Annotated in this window: 16 protein-coding genes; 10 read left to right on the top strand and 6 right to left on the bottom strand. The window is 38.2% G+C overall.

All coding sequences use genetic code 11. The features are described from left to right. Nucleotides 1-57: 57 nt before the first annotated feature. Entirely contained in the window at nt 58-597 is a 540-nt protein-coding gene (locus tag OOA_RS07420; RefSeq protein ID WP_008911525.1) for a YniB family protein, read from the top strand. A 40-nt stretch (nt 598-637) separates the two neighbouring features. Here OOA_RS07420 and OOA_RS07415 read toward each other — a convergent pair whose 3' ends face one another. After that, a complete protein-coding gene (locus OOA_RS07415; protein ID WP_008911524.1) occupies nt 638-1,507 on the bottom strand; it encodes a fructosamine kinase family protein in 870 nt (289 codons plus the stop codon). 451 nt (nt 1,508-1,958) lie between these two features. Between OOA_RS07415 and OOA_RS07410 the strand changes: the two genes are divergently transcribed. Then, nucleotides 1,959-4,247, top strand: coding sequence for an FdhF/YdeP family oxidoreductase (locus tag OOA_RS07410; protein ID WP_008911523.1), 2,289 nt, complete (start codon nt 1,959-1,961; stop codon nt 4,245-4,247). A 464-nt stretch (nt 4,248-4,711) separates the two neighbouring features. Here the strand turns inward: OOA_RS07410 and OOA_RS07405 are convergent, their stop codons facing one another. The 4 genes from OOA_RS07405 to OOA_RS07390 are packed head-to-tail and all read right to left on the bottom strand — an operon-like array spanning nt 4,712 to nt 8,261. After that, on the bottom strand, nt 4,712-5,578 hold the full coding sequence (locus OOA_RS07405) for a metal ABC transporter permease (RefSeq protein WP_008911522.1): 867 nt from the start codon (nt 5,576-5,578) through the stop codon (nt 4,712-4,714). Further along, nucleotides 5,571-6,461, bottom strand: a complete 891-nt coding sequence (locus tag OOA_RS07400) for a metal ABC transporter permease (protein ID WP_008911521.1) — start codon at nt 6,459-6,461, stop codon at nt 5,571-5,573. Before OOA_RS07400 ends, OOA_RS07405 begins: the two co-directional genes overlap by 8 nt. After that, on the bottom strand, nt 6,458-7,348 hold the full coding sequence (locus OOA_RS07395; protein ID WP_008911520.1) for a manganese/iron ABC transporter ATP-binding protein: 891 nt from the start codon (nt 7,346-7,348) through the stop codon (nt 6,458-6,460). The genes OOA_RS07400 and OOA_RS07395 overlap by 4 nt, the downstream gene beginning before the upstream one ends. 1 nt (nt 7,349) lies before the next feature. Next, a complete protein-coding gene (locus tag OOA_RS07390; RefSeq protein ID WP_008911519.1) occupies nt 7,350-8,261 on the bottom strand; it encodes a metal ABC transporter substrate-binding protein in 912 nt (303 codons plus the stop codon). Between the two features lie 292 nt (nt 8,262-8,553). On the opposite strand from OOA_RS07390, the gene OOA_RS07385 reads away from it, so the two are divergent. Next, a complete protein-coding gene (locus OOA_RS07385) occupies nt 8,554-9,201 on the top strand; it encodes a transglycosylase SLT domain-containing protein (RefSeq protein WP_008911518.1) in 648 nt (215 codons plus the stop codon). Here the strand turns inward: OOA_RS07385 and OOA_RS07380 are convergent. Then, nucleotides 9,198-9,902 carry a MarC family NAAT transporter gene (locus OOA_RS07380; protein WP_008911517.1) on the bottom strand — a complete coding sequence of 235 codons (705 nt, stop codon included), beginning with the start codon at nt 9,900-9,902 and terminating at the stop codon, nt 9,198-9,200. The two genes, OOA_RS07385 and OOA_RS07380, sit on opposite strands and share 4 nt — an antisense overlap. Before the next feature lie 648 nt (nt 9,903-10,550). Between OOA_RS07380 and fos the strand changes: the two genes are divergently transcribed. The 7 genes from fos to infC (OOA_RS07345) all read left to right on the top strand — a co-directional run bounded on the left by fos (nt 10,551) and on the right by infC (OOA_RS07345) (nt 16,886). Next, complete coding sequence (gene fos / locus OOA_RS07375; protein ID WP_008911516.1) at nt 10,551-10,967, top strand: fosfomycin resistance glutathione transferase; 417 nt, start codon at nt 10,551-10,553, stop codon at nt 10,965-10,967. 62 nt (nt 10,968-11,029) lie between these two features. Continuing rightward, entirely contained in the window at nt 11,030-11,554 is a 525-nt protein-coding gene (locus OOA_RS07370; protein WP_008911515.1) for a GNAT family N-acetyltransferase, read from the top strand. A gap of 128 nt (nt 11,555-11,682) precedes the next feature. Beyond that, on the top strand, nt 11,683-12,111 hold the full coding sequence (locus OOA_RS07365; protein WP_008911514.1) for a hypothetical protein: 429 nt from the start codon (nt 11,683-11,685) through the stop codon (nt 12,109-12,111). Between the two features lie 105 nt (nt 12,112-12,216). Next, nucleotides 12,217-12,666 (top strand): methyltransferase family protein, encoded by a 450-nt coding sequence (locus OOA_RS07360; RefSeq protein ID WP_008911513.1) that lies wholly within the window; start codon nt 12,217-12,219, stop codon nt 12,664-12,666. 847 nt (nt 12,667-13,513) lie between these two features. Then, the gene (gene thrS / locus OOA_RS07355; protein WP_008911512.1) at nt 13,514-15,442 is read left to right on the top strand and encodes a threonine--tRNA ligase; all 1,929 of its coding nucleotides are present in this window, start codon (nt 13,514-13,516) and stop codon (nt 15,440-15,442) included. A gap of 3 nt (nt 15,443-15,445) precedes the next feature. Further along, entirely contained in the window at nt 15,446-15,985 is a 540-nt protein-coding gene (infC, locus tag OOA_RS07350) for a translation initiation factor IF-3 (protein WP_071524214.1), read from the top strand. A 361-nt stretch (nt 15,986-16,346) separates the two neighbouring features. Next, on the top strand, nt 16,347-16,886 hold the full coding sequence (gene infC / locus OOA_RS07345) for a translation initiation factor IF-3 (RefSeq protein ID WP_040690872.1): 540 nt from the start codon (nt 16,347-16,349) through the stop codon (nt 16,884-16,886). The last annotated feature ends 84 nt before the right edge of the window (nt 16,887-16,970 follow it).

The raw sequence follows: 16,970 nt of genomic DNA, 5'->3' as shown, positions 1-16,970 counted from the left end.
GGTGGGATTAGAAAAATTCAGTTATTATTAGCTATAAAAAAATCATGAGGGTCAATAATGAATTACCAGACTGCAAGTTATGTCGCAATCGGCAAACGTGTTCTCGGTTGGATTGTTTTTCTTGTAGCATTGATGTCAACTTTAGCTTCACTAGTAAAACTTGCAGGTATGAAAGGGCTAGAAGGTGAAGGTATTAATGCGGTAGCCAATGACTTTATTAAACTCATGGCTGAAATGATACGTCAAAGTACCCCTTTTCTTAATATGTTTTGGAGCAACTCTCCTGTTCCTCATGTCACTGAGGGGTTTTCAGGTGCGAATATTGGTTTTTTTGTCATATTTATTTTTATCTTTGTCGGTTTAGCTCTCTGTGCTTCAGGGATCCGCATGTATCGACAAATTAAATTTATTCACGAAAGTCTTGAAGACCATGTAATTGTAGAAAAAGCGAAAGGAAATGAAATATCGAAGGAGGAATTAGAGGCGAAAGTGACTATTCCACGCCACACTATTTTTACTCACGTTTTTATTCTTTATTTCTGGCCAATTGTGTTGGGCGTTGCAGTGTATTTCGTTTTAAAATTACTTAATTGGTAATAGTAAAAGCCCAGCAAATTATGCTGGGCTAGCTAACCGATTATTTATCACCAATTAATGCATCGATAATTGAACGTGCTTGTAAATAGCTCGTTTCAAGACCAAAAATATTTGCTTGACAGAGTAGATAATAGAGTTGGTAAATGGGTTGCCTTTCTAAAAAGCCAGCTGGTAATGGCCAAACACTTTGGTAGCCATCAATAATTTGAATGGGTAGCTGGTGATATAATGGCAGCATTGCTATATCACATTCCCGATCACCCCAATAGCATGCAGGGTCATATAATAGTCCATTTTGTTCGTTGGTCATTGCACAATTAGCAGGCCACAAATCCCCATGTAGCAATGAAGGCTGTGGTTGATGCCCAGCAAGTCGTTCTTTGATAGTATCTACGATGCATTGAATATCACCAAAAACCATTCCTTTCTCTGTTGCTAGCTGTAATTGCAAGCCAACCCGTTTTTCAGCAAAAAAAGAGTTCCAACGTTTTTCCCAGCCATTAGGCTGGGTAATAGTGCCTAGCATAGTGTCAAAATCGAAGCCGTAACTGGGTTGTTCTTCCCATTGATGCAAATGAGCTAATTGTTGACCAAAGCGCCATGCATTAGTGGCGTCAAAGTTTTTCAAAGGAAAGTATTCGAGAAGAAGAAAACTATGATGTTTATTGCTACCCACGCCATAGACTTTTGGCACCCTGATAGTATTGCTTTTGGCAATCATCTCAAGTTGTTCGGCTTCTTGTTTAAACAAAGGTAAAAATTCACGAAGGTTCTGTTTGACGAACACTGTGTGCTCACCATAGTCGATTTTCATCGTATGGTGAATGTCACCTCCAGAGAGAATTTCTTTGTTGTGGAGTTCTGCGTCACCAAAGTGTTCACTTAATAAACGATACATTACCTGCCACATGACTCACCTCGCTTTGCTTTGGTCTTCATTAATACAATACTATAGCGACAGTTTGGGAATGAACAGCGATAATTATTTAAAAAGAAGAGCCTATCACTAAATCGATAAATGACACTGTACTTTGAGCGAGTCATTTCAAAATATTAAATGTTGATTTGTAATAATCAAGTTAAAACAATAAATATGAGTGGTTAACACTGAAACGTATTTGTATCAGATAGCAATAAATGTTGCCATTAGGATGATACCTTGTTTTTACTCTATAACTTAAAGATTAATGAATTGAAAATAAAACATATTATATAAAATATTTCAAGTTAGTTTCTTATTGTAATAAATATTCTTTGCTATATTTATTAATAGATACAGCAAAGAATTTTAATTCATAATTAGATTGTATTTATTTGATGTGCATTTTTATCCATATTCAAATTAGAAAAGAGCAATAAAAATGAAACCGAAAATTGAAAATTACACAGGCCCTGCAGCAGGTTGGGGGGCATTAAAAGCAGTAGCTGAAGCTATTCGTGGTCAAATGGAAATTGGTCATGATGTTATTGCCATGTTTGAAATGAATAAGCCTCAAGGATTTGACTGTCCAGGCTGTGCATGGCCGGATCCTAAGCATACAGCATCATTTGATGTTTGTGAAAATGGTGCAAAAGCGATGTCATGGGAAGCGACATCGAAAAAGACAACACCAGAATTTTTTGCAAAACATTCAGTCACTGAATTATTAACGTGGGATGATTATGATTTAGAAAATGAAGGTCGTTTAACGCATCCGTTAAAATATAATGCCCTAACTGACCATTACGAAGTTATTGAATGGGACGATGCTTTTATACAAATTGGTCAGCACTTAACAAGTTATTCAGATCCTAATTTAGTAGAATTCTATACATCGGGTAGAACATCAAACGAAGCGGCATTTTTATATCAATTATTCGCGCGTGAATATGGCACAAATAATTTTCCTGACTGTTCTAATATGTGTCATGAACCGACAAGTGTGGGGCTTGCTGCCTCTATTGGAGTTGGTAAAGGTACAGTATTATTGGATGATTTTGACAAAGCAGATTTAGTGATTTGTATTGGCCATAACCCGGGAACCAATCATCCTAGAATGCTTAGCTCATTGCGTGAAGTATCGAAACGTGGAGCTAAAATTATTGCCATAAACCCATTAAAAGAGAGGGGGTTGGAACGATTTACTTACCCACAAGATCCCATTGAAATGTTAACCTTTGAATCAACGCCTCTTGCTCAACATTATTATAAAGTACGCGTTGGTGGTGATACGGCATTAATCAAAGGAGTGATTCGCTTTGTCCTTGAACAGAATGAAGCCGCTATTTCGCAAGGTAAATCACCTATTTTAGATAACGATTTTATTCAGGAACATACTGTCGGGTTTGAGGCTGTTAAACAGGATGTATTGGCCACTAGCTGGGAAAATATTTTACAAGTAAGCGGTTTGTCAAAAAATGAAATTGAACAAATAGCACAACTGTATATCGAAGCAAAAAGCACCATCATTTGTTATGGAATGGGTATTACTCAGCATCAGCACGGAACACAGAATATCCAACAGCTCGTGAATCTATTGCTATTAAAAGGAAATATTGGGCGAGAAGGTGCCGGTATTTGCCCTCTGCGTGGTCATTCGAATGTGCAAGGCGACCGTACTGTGGGAATTACTGAAAAACCGAGTAAATCATTCCTTGATAAGATTGAAAAACGTTTTGGTTTTAAACCACCTATTGAGTTTGGTCATGCAGCTGTCGCTAGCATGCAAGCTATCTCTGAAGGAACGGCTCGTGCTTTAATTTGTATGGGAGGAAATCTTCCGATAGCAATGCCCGATCAAGATGCATGTTATAGCGGAATGAAAAAGTTAGATTTAGCTGTACATGCAGGGACTAAGTTAAACCGTTCTCATTTATTAACGGCGAAAAATACATTTTTATTTCCTGTGCTAGGTCGTACAGAACGGGATATTCAGAAAAGTGGTGCACAAAGTATCACCGTTGAGGATTCGATGTCGATGGTACATGCCTCTCAGGGGAAATTGAAGCCTGCTAGTCCACATTTGAAATCTGAATGTGCGATTGTCGCAGGGATGGCAAAAGCGACATTACCTGATACTAAAGTGGAATGGGATGATTTTATCGACAACTACGATAAAATTCGTGATGCTATGGAGGCCGTTTTATCAGGATTCGATGATTATAATACTCGAATTCGTGTACCCGGGGGATTCCATCTAACAAATGCGGCAGCTGAACGCCAATGGTTAACCTCTTCAGGAAAAGCGAACTTCATGACGACCCAAGGGGTTATCGAAGATCCACATTCGGCAGTAAACAGTGAATTGATACTGACAACAGTGCGTAGTCATGACCAATATAATACGACTATCTATGGCTTCAATGACCGCTATCGAGGTGTTTTTGGTCAGCGTGATGTTATATTCATCAGTGAGGCTCAAGCTAAGAAACAAAACTTAGTTGCTGGTGATAGAGTTAATATTATTGCGCTGGATAATCAACAAAAACGCACGCACCGCCGGTTGGATAATTTAAAAATTGTTATTTATGATATGGCTGATCGCTGTGTAGCAACATACTTTCCGGAAGCAAATAATCTTATTGCATTGGATAACGTCGACCCTCAAAGTGGGATACCTGCTTATAAAAATATCCCGGTCTTACTTGAGAAGGTTGATATTTCCAGCTAATTCAGTTGCAAATTTACCGTCCTTACCTTATTTGATGAGGGCGGTATTTTTTAATTTACTGAGATTGACGTGTTAACTTGGCGGAATTAATGAAATTTAAATAATAAGATTGAGTAAGTATCTCAAAGGTGCCCGGATAGTGGGTTGGCAGGTTTTTAACTCAGTTTTCGTGACATGTCACGCGGGATAAAATGTCATAATAATTCTTGGGGATATTGATCTTTCACCGTCATTTTCAATCAAATTTGAAGGGCGATTTTCTGTGAGGCTTAGATTTTCATGATGTTTTTTAACCGCTTCATACTTGGCATAATCAAATAGCTATTATTTTAATCATTCGCACAGTAAAAAATAAACAGAAAAGTTCAACAGCTCTTAGGATGTAATTTAACTATTTCTCATTAAAAAACTGAGTCGATAATCATCGTACTCAGTTTTTTAATTTAATCCATATTTTGGCAGCTTCAAACTGTTTGCATTTTTTCTGCCGACAATTTTGCTTTTTTACGGCTTAATATGATTTTGCTATAGAGTAGGGCGAGAACAAAATAGACTGCTTGTGTGATAACGATACAAGGGCCTGTAGCACCGTCAATATGGAAACTAATAATAGTACCAATCACGCTTGAAGTTACTGATGCAATAACGGCAATGACAAGCATCCACCCAAAACTTCGACAAAGTACAAATGCGATAATACCCGGAGAGATAAGCATAGCAATAACTAAAATAATCCCTACCGCTTGCAGTGACGCGACAATAGTTAAAGCCAGCAGTGATAACAAACCATAATGAATAAGCTTAACTGGCAGGCCAATTACACGAGCTTGATTCGGGTCAAAGCAATACAGCATAAAATCTTTACGTTTGATTAAGATAATAGCAATCGTAATACCAGCAAACCATAGATTCTGTTTAAACTCAGCATCAGTGATACCAAGAATGTCACCAAATAAAATGTGTGTGAGGTGTTGTTCGGTATCAATCTTGGCAAACATGACTAACCCGACAGCAAACATACCGGAAAAAACAATTCCCATTACGGTATCTTCTTTGATCCGGCTATTTTCTTTCAAATAACCTGTCGCAAATGCACAGAAAAGCCCTGAAGCAAACGCGCCAATAGCGAGTGGGATCCCCGCCACGGAGGCAATCACAATACCCGGTAACACAGCATGAGAGATAGCATCTCCCATCAATGACCAGCCTTTTAAGACCAAAAAGCATGATAAAATTGCGCATACTGCTCCAGTCACAATTGCTGTAATAATCGCTTTTTGCATAAAAGGGAAAATAAAAGGTGCCGTTAGCAAGTCAATAAAATCACTCATTAGAGGCCCCTTGCTGTTTTATTTTATGTAGATTCTCAACTTCATGTTTTGCTTTACGACGTGAAGCAAAAATGCCGTGTTTGGGTGCGAAGAAGAATGCTAATAAGAAAACAACGGTTTGCAAGGTTACAATTAAGCCACCCGTTGCGCCGTTAAGGAAATAACTCGCATAAGCTCCGATTGCACTAGTTGCAGTACCAATAACGACAGCAATAATGACGAGACGTTTGAATTGATCTGTCAGTAAATATGCGGTGGCACCCGGAGTAACAACCATGGCAATAACGAGAATAGCTCCAACAGTTTGTAATGCTGCGACTGTACAGGCACTTAATAAGGTAAAGAAAATAATCTTTAAGCGCAGAGGATTTAAGCCGATTGAGCGTGCGTGGCTTTCGTCAAAAAATACTACGAGAAGATCTTTCCATAAGGCGAGTAATACGATGAATGAAATAGCAATAATAATTTCAACTTGTAATACGTCAGCATCAGCGATACCTAAAATATTGCCAAATATAATTGTTTGTACGTTCACTGAAGTCGGATTCAATGACACAATTAGTAGGCCGACTGCAAAGAATGTCGAAAAAATAAAACCAATAACAGCATCTTCACGCAAGCGAGTAATATGCTTGATAAATGTCATGGCTAGCGCAGCAAGGATCCCGGTAAAAAAAGCACCAGCAGCATAAGGTAAGCCCAGAGCATACGCACCAGCAACACCAGGTACTACAGAGTGAGATAGGGCATCTCCCATTAATGACCAGCCTTTCAGCATCAAATAAGCAGAAAGAAAAGCACAAACAGCACCAACAATCGAGCTTACCCAGATGGCTTTAACCATATAGTTGTACTCAAAAGGCTGAAGTAACAACTCGATCATTCTGAATCCTTAGGTTGATTTTTTCTAACCGGAGCATCATGGTCGTGGCCATAGAAAACCGCAGCTCTCTCATCATCAGTAATGACTGTAATAGAGCGAGGGTCGTCATCGTCATGAAGTTCTTGACCCGAAAGGTTGATATGACGTAATACGCCACCAAAGGCCATCTGCAAATTCTTTTGAGTGAACGTGGTTTCTGTTGGGCCACTTGCGAGGACGGTGCGGTTAATCAATATGACTTGATCACAGAATTCAGGCACGCTTCCTAAGTTATGTGTTGAAACCAATATCAGGTGACCTTCATCACGAAGACTGCGTAACAAGTCAATAATGGCATTTTCTGTTTTAACATCGACCCCAGTAAAAGGCTCATCGAGCAATAATACTTTACCTTGTTGAGCAAGAGCACGAGCTAAGAATACGCGCTTTTTCTGCCCACCGGAAAGCTCTCCAATTTGGCGATGTTCAAGGCCGGCTAAATCCACACGTTCTAATGCACGCTTTACCGCTTCTTTATCTTCATTTTTTGGGATACGAAAAAAACCCATTTTGCCGTATCGACCCATCATCACCACATCAGAAACAAGCACTGGAAAATTCCAATCGACTTCTTCTGTTTGGGGAACATAAGCAATAACATTTTCTTTTAATGCAGCTTTGATTGGGTCACCATTCAAAGTGACATGACCCGATGATGGTGTAACAAGGCCCATGACTGTTTTAAATAATGTTGATTTTCCACTACCGTTTACACCAACCAGCGCACAGATTGAACCACCAGTAATATTGAAACTAGCGTCATAAATTGCGGTATGGCCGTTATTGTAAGTGACGGTGGCATTATCAACAATTAGATTAGGATGTTCGAAGCGGTTTGAGCTACTCATTTTACTGACCAAATCCTTTTGCTATGGTGTCTACGGTGGTGGTTAACAAATCAATATAGGTTGGTACTGGACCATCAGATGTTGATAATGAATCAACATAAAGCATACCACCATATTTTGCACCAGTTTCTTTACTCACTTGACGGGCAGGCTTGTCTGAAATTGTGCTCTCGCTGAAGACAACCGGTATTTGGTATTCACGGACAGTATCAATGACTTTTTTAACTTGTTGCGGCGAACCTTGTTCTTCCGCATTAATTGGCCATAGATAAACTTCTTTAAAACCATAATCTTTTGTCAAATAACTAAATGCACCTTCGCTTGAAACTAACCAACGTTTATCTTCTGGAATTCGGTTAAGGCGCTCACGCAGGGGCGCATCGAGTTTAGCAATTTTTTCTGCATAGGCTTTTGCATTTTGGTTATAAATTTCGGCATTTTGTGGGTCATATTTCACTAATGCTTGGCGAATATTTTCAATATAAATTTTTGCATTTGCTGGAGACATCCAGGCGTGTGGGTTAGGGTGCCCTTCATATTCACCTTCACGAATTGGCATCGGCTCAATACCTTCGGTGACTACGACAGCAGGGACATTTTGGACATTTTCGAAAAAGCGTTGAAACCAAACCTCAAGATTCATACCATTCCACAAGATCAAATCAGCATCATAAGCTTTCATGATATCTTTTGGTGTAGGCTGATAACCATGAATTTCAGCGCCGGGTTTAGTAATTGATTCAACAATAGCGGCATCACCGGCAACATTTTGCGCGATATCTTGAATAATGGTAAAAGTTGTGACGACCTTAAACTTTTTAGCCAATGCAGGTTGATTAATAAGTAGAATAGCTGATAAAGCAAATAGGATAGAAAGTAGCGGTTTAGAAAGCAGTGATAATTTTTTTTTCATTGTACATACCCTGACATCATTGGCTTAGTGGATTCTTTTTAAATTGTATTGTTTTCTGTGTGTTCTGTGTTCTGTGTTCTGTAGAGACAGAAATAAAGCTAACAATACAGTTGATAATAATTATCATTATCAACTAGGTAAAGTCAAGACAAAAAGTAGGTGATTTTGATATAATTATGATTGTTTTTTACTAGACTTAAACATTTCTTGAAGTAAAAGTTAAGTAAAAATTATTTTAATTTTCCTGTGATTAGTTATTCTTCCGTCAGTTTTATTTGCAGAGGGTCTCTCGGTGAAAAAAAATATCAGTGGTGCATTGGTATTTCTGTTGTTAGCGGGCTGCTCTAGCGGACCAGAAAAACAAGTCTCAACACAGCGAATGTTAGGGAATAATAATACAGCTCAGCAAAGTATTTCATTTGCTCGTACACCATTTGATGAATATATTCGGGAGTCATCAAATCGTTATAATGTTGATGAAATATTGATTCGAGCCATCATTGAGGTTGAATCAAATTTTCGACCTGAGGTTGTGAGTAAATCGAATGCAATTGGTTTGATGCAAATAAAGGCTTCAACGGCGGGGCGTGATGCCTATCGTTACCATGGAAAATCAGGTGAACCTTCTACTCGCGATTTAAAAGATCCAAGAACGAATATCGATATTGGAACAACCTATATTCGCATTTTAAAAGAACAACAACTCGCGGGTATTAATCATCCACAGACTATGTATTATGCTACCGTAGTCGCCTATGTTAATGGCGCAGGCGCGTTATTGAGGACGTTCGATAATGATAAAGCCAGAGCTATCGCGATGATTAATAGAATGACACCTGAAGAATTTTATCAGCATGTTCAAACTAAGCACCCAGCGCCTCAAGCTCCGCGTTATTTATGGAAAGTTAAAAATGCCTATAATTCATTAGCAATGAATTAATGATGTGCTGAAATAAGCTGTGGGAGCTGCGCAACGATTTCAACTATTCCGTTGATCACAAATTGCACTCCCATACAAATTAATAAGAAACCCATCACTCGAGAAATTGCATCAATCCCACCGTTACCTAACCATTTCATAATGGAAGTCGCACCTCTTAGTGCAATCCAAACGATAAAGCTGACAATAAAAAAAGTCATAACAGGGGCAACTTTTAAAATCCAAGGAGCAAAGCCAACATCGCCTTGTAAAGAAGCTGTCGAACTGATGATAATAGCAATTGTTCCAGGACCCGCAGTGCTTGGCATTGCAAGAGGCACAAAGGCAATATTAGGTGACTTTTGGCGCTTTTTAGAAATAGTTGAATCGTCAGTGGCTAATGTACTTGTGTCATCATTGTTTTCATTGCTTGGAAACAGCATACCAAAACCAATAAAGGCCACAATCAACCCTCCGGCAATACGCAAACCGGGAATAGAAATACCGAAAGTATTCATCACTAATTGCCCTGCATAAAAAGCAATCGTCATGATAGAAAAAACATAAATTGATGCCAGCAGTGACTGATGATTCCGCTGTTCTTTGGTCATATTGCCAGACAAACTGAGCATGACTGCTATTGTTGTCAGAGGATTAGCAAGAGGAAGTATTAAAACCAATCCAATACCGATGGCTTGAAACAGCCCTAAAAAGTCATTCATAATAGGCAAACTAAGCTCTTAATTGGGTAAATATCCATCATATTTCAAGTTACACTGCAAACGAGAAGCTTGTGTCTGAATGCCGTCGTTACTGATGCCCTCAGAGATAATCTAGTCTAGCGTGAATATACAACTTGAATAATTTTGGATACAAAAAGTCAAAGCGAATTAGGATTATAACAAATATTGTTATAATCCTGTACATTATGCGAGTAATTAAACGATCTTCATATAATTGAATAATGTGAAAATTACTTAATCTTGATAAAGTTGATATGAAGAATTATTAAAGTTGTACACATTAACTGTGGATAACACTAGCATTCTATTGTGAATAACTTAATTTAATCGTTTTATAACAGTGGGATATATGCATGAGCTAAAAGTGTTCAATTTTAAGGGTAAAAAAAACCCTTTTTATGGGGAACATAAAAAGGGAAAGGGCATCTATTAGTAGGTTGTCAAAATTTCGATATGCTTAAGTTATACCCTTAATTATGTTATTTACTTATTGGTTATGTAAATTCATTAAAAGAAAGCATAAATTCGTCTACAGGATGCTGCTTAAGTGCTTTTTAACAACACCTGCTATCTCAAACTTAATTGTTATCGCGGTTCTAAAGCATTTTATCTAGAGGATTGATATTGATGATAAATGGAATTAACCATTTAACCTTAGCAGTTACTGATATTCAAAAAAGCATGTTTTTTTACCATAAAGTGTTGGGAATGAAATTACATGCCAGTTGGACTCGTGGTGCATATTTAACCTGTGATTCGTTATGGGTATGCCTCTCTTTAGACCATACAAGGCGAGTTACTCGATCTGAAGACACCGATTATACTCATTATGCTTTTTCCGTTACCGAAGATAGCTTTCCGATCATGGTTGAAAAATTAAAACAATCTGGTGTGCAAACGTGGAAGGATAATCTTAGTGAAGGCTATTCATTCTATTTCCTTGACCCAGATGGACATAAACTAGAGATTCACGTTGGCTCACTGATAGAACGTTTAAAAAGCTGTGAAACAACGCCTTATGATAGAATGGTATTTTACTCATAATAGACTTTTTAATATTGTAGAAAACTGTTTGCTTTATAAATGATGTAGAGAGGAATTATTTAATGTCTATCGATATTTTAGCAACCATTCAAGGGCATGAATTACAATTTGAACAACTATTAATTAATGGTGTTAATAATGGTGCTTCTATCGGATTTATTGCGCCATTAGGGCTAGATGAGGCAAAGCAGTATTGGTTACAGGTCGATAGTGAAGTACAGCAAGGTAACCGTTTACTGCTAGCTCAATTTATTGATAATCAATTAGCTGGAGCAATACAACTCTCGTTATGCCAAAAAGCGAATGGTCGTCATCGTGCCGAAGTGGAAAAGTTGATGGTGCATACTGATTTTCGTCAACATGGAATTGCTAAGCAGTTGCTTGTGTATGCGGAACAGGTTGCACTCGACAATCATCGTACCTTATTAGTGTTAGATACTCGTACTGGTGATGTGGCTTCACATTTATACCGCCGGCAAGGTTATATTGAGGTTGGTCAGATCCCTGATTATGTTTGTAGCTCTGAGAATAAGTTTGAAAGTACCACATACTTTTATAAGCAATTAAGTCCCTCAATATCATTGTAATTTACTCGTTTTTATCACTAGCTTAATGTTGGTAGAGCTTTCTTTACAAACAATTTTTTATTTTAAAGTTGCTTTACGCCCCATGATTTATCCTAGTGACAGTTAAATAGGTAAGTTTTGGGGTGTAAATGAAAAAGTTAACGACAACTCTGACTACATTGTTGATGTTAATTGTGATCGCAATCGCAGCGTTATTTATTGTGTTTCCACAGCAGTGGAAACAAAGTGTATATCCCAACATATCGCAGGTCTTGCCTGAATCAATTAATTCATTAATTCCAAGTTGGGGTTCTAGCAATAATGCATGTGATAGCTTAGAAAGTAATCTAGAAACTTTTGCGGATTACCTAAAAGCTAACCAAGATGTGGTGAGTGTAAAAGGGATGAATGGTTTGGATGAACAATTAAGCTTAATCCGCTCTCGGGTTGATCAAATGCCAAATCAAGTTCGTAAGTTAGTTTGTCAGCAAGAAAATGCACGATTGGAAGGCTTAAAAAGTGTTTTTTTCTTGGGGCATAATAATTCGTCAGATCAATCATCAATATTTCTCAGATAAAACAGTTACTGATTTTAATATATAGGCAAAGGTGTTTTATTCTGAAGCTAATTAGAACGCAATTATGTTAGTCTAGATATGCGTTGTCACATAAAGGACATCATGATGAACATATTTAGGCTTTCCTTCTTAAACTGGCTTATTTTAAATGGAATTGCCGTTTCTCTACTTTATGCTAACGGGCTTTTCTCATGGAGCTTTTCAGGTTGGGTAGGCATACTGGCCATTTTAGTGGCTTTGGAAAGCTTTGGTTGGATAGCGACAAGCTTATTTTATTTTATTCGCCATAAAACCTCACCCAATCCAATGAACCAAGCAACGTTTCTTATTACTCAAGGCCCATTTCGGTTATCGCGCAACCCGCTATATCTTGCCTTTACTTCAATGAGTATCAGTGTTGCATTATTCACTCATTCTCCTTATTTTTTGGTTTCAGGATTAATTTATTGGTTAATTACCGATCTCTATACTATTCCCCAAGAAGAGAAGTTTTTATCTGAACACTTTGGTGACGAATGGGCAAGCTATAGCCAGCAAACACGGCGCTGGTTATAACGAAAATCGAAAATAAGAATAAAATTTCTTTAGCCATTAGCTAATGCACAAATCTATAATTGAAAAATCAAATCGAGTAAGCCTATTCAGGTTGAATTATAATTTTTCCTAATATCATGCATTAACAATGCATTTGTGTTTTTATTCATGCTTAAGTTAATTATAATATGCTTGAAATGGTTGAAGAAAAAAGCCAGTACCCTGCGAATATGAGGGGAGAAGTACTGGCAAAAATCAGTTTGAGACTAATTGTTGTTATAAAACGCAAATATGACATTAATCATAAAAAGATGTTTACATTAAATGCGAATCAACTGTTTTTCAAACGTATATATAAATAAAAATTGATAAGTGATATTACCCTTAGGATAATTTAAGTGTGTAAGTTCATAATAAAAACCAAAAAAAGCCGAGAAAATTAAGATTGATATAGCTATTCAGCTATATGTAAAAACATAATAATTCCAAATAAATAGTTGTTGATTTGAAGCTATCATGGATAGAAATATAGATTAATTCTTTCAGCCTGATTACCAGCTCTATTCGTATTTTCAGAAGCGATTTCTTACTATTAGCCTATAATATAAAGGGTTTGGATTAGGCGTCATAATTTGACAAGAGTGGTTAATAACCTTTCTTGACCTATCGCCATAAAATATGTCTGTGTTATTATTGTCTTTGAGTTGTTGTCGATGTGCATAGTCATTTTAAGGTCTGTATACAATAACTATGTGCATATTTCGCATCGTGAAGCGAGAAATCGATAGTAACGTATTGTTTTATAACTTAAGAATAATCAAGCAAGTGATCTTGCGTATGGGTCACCACTGCCGATAAGGATTTATTAATGCCTGTTATTACTCTTCCTGATGGAAGTCAGCGTCAATTCGACCATGCCGTTTCTGTGATGGATGTAGCTCGCGATATTGGAGCGGGCCTCGCAAAAGCGTGTATTGCGGGTCGTGTAAATGGTGAGTTAGTTGATGCTTGTGAACTCATCGAAAATGATGCGAATTTATCCATCATTACAAGTAAAGATGACGATGGTCTTGAAATTATTCGTCACTCTTGTGCTCACTTGTTAGGTCATGCCATCAAACAATTGTGGCCAAATACCAAAATGGCAATTGGCCCAGTCATCGATAATGGTTTTTATTATGATATCGATCTTGACCATACGCTGACCCAGGAAGATTTGGAAAAGCTTGAAAAGCGTATGCAAGAGCTTGCCAAAACAGATTATGACGTGATTAAAAAACGCGTATCTTGGGCTGAAGCACGTGAAACGTTTGTTGCACGCGGTGAAGACTATAAAGTTGAAATTCTTGACCAAAACATCAGCCAAGAAGACCATCCAGGTCTATACCATCACGAAGAATATGTTGACATGTGTCGTGGCCCACACGTGCCTAATATGCGTTTCTGTCACCACTTCAAGTTGCAGAAAATTGCGGGTGCTTACTGGCGCGGCAATAGCGATAACAAAATGTTACAGCGTATTTACGGCACTGCATGGGCAGATAAAAAGCAACTAAGTGCTTATTTAGTACGCCTCGAAGAGGCGGCTAAGCGTGACCACCGTAAAATTGGTAAGCAGCTAGATTTATATCATATGCAGGAAGAAGCGCCAGGTATGGCATTCTGGCACAATGATGGCTGGACAATTTTCCGTGAATTAGAAACATTTGTACGCACGAAACTGAAGTCTTATCACTATCAAGAAGTGAAAGGCCCATTCATGATGGATCGCGTTTTGTGGGAAAAAACAGGGCACTGGGAAAACTATAAAGACGCGATGTTCACGACCTCTTCTGAGAATCGTGAATATTGTGTCAAACCAATGAACTGTCCAGGCCATGTTCAAATCTTCAACCAAGGTTTAAAATCTTACCGTGACTTACCACTGCGTATGGCAGAGTTTGGTAGCTGCCATCGTAATGAACCTTCAGGTGCACTGCATGGTTTAATGCGCGTGCGCGGTTTTACTCAAGATGATGCGCATATCTTCTGTACTGAAGAACAGATCTTGAGTGAAGTCACCAGTTGTATCGAAATGATTTATGACGTTTATGCAACATTTGGATTTGAAAAAATTGTTGTTAAATTGTCTACACGCCCTGAAAAACGTATCGGTACTGACGATATGTGGGACACAGCGGAAGCTGATTTAGCTCAGGCGTTAAAAGATCAAGGTATTGAATTTGAATACCAGCCAGGTGAAGGTGCATTTTATGGTCCTAAAATTGAATTTACCCTGTATGATTGCCTTGACCGTGCATGGCAATGCGGTACTGTGCAATTAGACTTCTTCTTGCCGGGTCGCCTCAATGCCTCATATGTTGGTGAAAACAATGAACGTATTGTTCCTGTCATGATCCACCGTGCTGTTTTAGGTTCACTAGAGCGTTTCATAGGTATTTTGACAGAAGAATATGCAGGGTTCTTCCCTACATGGCTGGCACCACAGCAAGTTGTAGTAATGAACATTACAGATGCTCAGGCAGATTATGTTCAAGAATTAGTCAGTAAATTACAAAGTGTTGGCATTCGTGCGAAAGCGGACTTACGTAACGAGAAAATCGGCTTTAAGATCCGTGAACACACCCTGCGTCGTGTTCCTTACATGCTAGTTTGTGGCGATAAAGAAGTTGAATCAGGTAAAGTCTCTGTGCGTACCCGCCGTGGTAAAGATTTAGGCAGCCTTGATGTTACTGAATATACAAACAAACTGCTTGAAGAAATTCGCAGTCGTCAGCTTAATCAGATGGAGGAATAAGGTATTAAAGGCGGAAAAAAACTCCCAGCAGCACGTCCAAATCGTATTAACGAAGAAATCCGTGCAACTGAAATTCGTGTCACAGGTTTAGAAGGTGAGCCACTCGGTGTCATGAGTGTTCGTGAAGGACTCGCTAAAGCGGAAGAGGCTGGTGTTGATTTAGTTGAGATTAGCCCTAATGCTGAGCCACCTGTTTGCCGGATTATGGACTATGGCAGATATCTTTATGAGAAAAGTAAATCTCAAAAAGAACAAAAGAAAAAACAAAAAGTTGTTCAAGTGAAGGAAATTAAATTCCGTCCTGGGACTGATGAAGGTGATTACCAAGTTAAATTGCGTAGCCTGATTCGCTTTTTGGAAGATGGTGACAAAGCTAAGGTTACACTACGTTTTCGTGGCCGTGAAATGGCTCATCAGCAGATCGGTCTTGAAGTGCTAAATCGCATTAAAGTTGATCTGGATGAACTGGCGTCAGTAGAATCGTTTCCTTCAAGAATTGAAGGTCGCCAGATGATCATGATCTTGGCACCGAAGAAAAAATAATTAAGCCATAATAAATAGCACTCACAATAATTGAGGGTGCTATTTTTTCATTTTTATTGGTGAAATCTATGGTTTTTAATGTTCAATTGCTTATGTCATTCGTAGATTTAACCTCTTTGTTAATAGCAAGAGACACAAATTAATGCGAAAAATTCCATTATCTGCTTGAGTAATCGAGCAATAAGCATTAAAATCCGCGGTCGAATCACTATATTAAGATGTCGTTATAAAGTCTAATATAGGCAAATAAATAATATTGCGTTTTGATAATCAATAAATTAAATGTATTAACTCAATGATTATCAGGATGTGTGCTTTAGAGAAGTTAGCAAATCTCTTTATCCAGTTGGAGGAATAAAGTATTAAAGGCGGAAAAAGAATCCCAACAGCGCGTCCTAATCGTATCAACGATGAAATTCGTGTGACTGAAGTCCGTTTAACCGGTTTAGACGGCGAACAGCTTGGCATTATGAGCTTTCGTGAGGCGCTTGAAAAAGCAGAAGAAGCAGGTGTAGACCTTGTGGAAATCAGCCCAAATGCCGAACCGCCAGTTTGTCGTATTATGGATTACGGCAAATTCCTTTATGAGAAGAGCAAGTCTCAAAAAGAACAGAAGAAGAAGCAAAAAATTGTTCAGGTGAAGGAAATTAAATTCCGCCCTGGTACAGATGAAGGTGATTATCAGGTCAAACTACGCAACCTGATACGCTTCATAGAAGATGGTGATAAAGTTAAAGTAACACTGCGTTTTCGTGGTCGTGAAATGGCTCACCAACAGATCGGTATGGAAATGCTTAACCGCATTAAGTCTGATCTAGAAGAGCTGGTCGTTGTTGAATCATTTCCTTCAAGAATTGAAGGGCGTCAAATGATCATGGTACTGGCATCTAAGAAGAAATAATTAGGCCATCAAGTAGTAACTTTTGTAGAAATATGGAAGCTATTCGCCTAGTTAATTCGTAGTTAATCACAATGCGAAGTTGGA

It is taken from the genome of Providencia burhodogranariea DSM 19968 (assembly GCF_000314855.2).
In the GTDB taxonomy this organism is placed as follows: Bacteria; Pseudomonadota; Gammaproteobacteria; order Enterobacterales; family Enterobacteriaceae; genus Providencia; species Providencia burhodogranariea.
The sequence above is the reverse complement of the archived record's forward strand: the minus strand, read 5'-3'. Positions and strand labels throughout refer to the sequence as shown.

Excerpts from the sequence above, each read along its gene's own strand:
- OOA_RS07420 (WP_008911525.1), top strand. The coding sequence starts at position 58 with ATGAATTACCAGACTGCAAGTTATGTCGCAATCGGCAAACGTGTTCTC.
- OOA_RS07415 (WP_008911524.1), bottom strand. The coding sequence starts at position 1,507 with ATGTGGCAGGTAATGTATCGTTTATTAAGTGAACACTTTGGTGACGCA.
- OOA_RS07410 (WP_008911523.1), top strand. The coding sequence starts at position 1,959 with ATGAAACCGAAAATTGAAAATTACACAGGCCCTGCAGCAGGTTGGGGG.
- OOA_RS07405 (WP_008911522.1), bottom strand. The coding sequence starts at position 5,578 with ATGAGTGATTTTATTGACTTGCTAACGGCACCTTTTATTTTCCCTTTT.
- OOA_RS07400 (WP_008911521.1), bottom strand. The coding sequence starts at position 6,461 with ATGATCGAGTTGTTACTTCAGCCTTTTGAGTACAACTATATGGTTAAA.
- OOA_RS07395 (WP_008911520.1), bottom strand. The coding sequence starts at position 7,348 with ATGAGTAGCTCAAACCGCTTCGAACATCCTAATCTAATTGTTGATAAT.
- OOA_RS07390 (WP_008911519.1), bottom strand. The coding sequence starts at position 8,261 with ATGAAAAAAAAATTATCACTGCTTTCTAAACCGCTACTTTCTATCCTA.
- OOA_RS07380 (WP_008911517.1), bottom strand. The coding sequence starts at position 9,902 with ATGAATGACTTTTTAGGGCTGTTTCAAGCCATCGGTATTGGATTGGTT.
- fos (WP_008911516.1), top strand. The coding sequence starts at position 10,551 with ATGATAAATGGAATTAACCATTTAACCTTAGCAGTTACTGATATTCAA.
- OOA_RS07370 (WP_008911515.1), top strand. The coding sequence starts at position 11,030 with ATGTCTATCGATATTTTAGCAACCATTCAAGGGCATGAATTACAATTT.
- OOA_RS07365 (WP_008911514.1), top strand. The coding sequence starts at position 11,683 with ATGAAAAAGTTAACGACAACTCTGACTACATTGTTGATGTTAATTGTG.
- OOA_RS07360 (WP_008911513.1), top strand. The coding sequence starts at position 12,217 with ATGAACATATTTAGGCTTTCCTTCTTAAACTGGCTTATTTTAAATGGA.
- thrS (WP_008911512.1), top strand. The coding sequence starts at position 13,514 with ATGCCTGTTATTACTCTTCCTGATGGAAGTCAGCGTCAATTCGACCAT.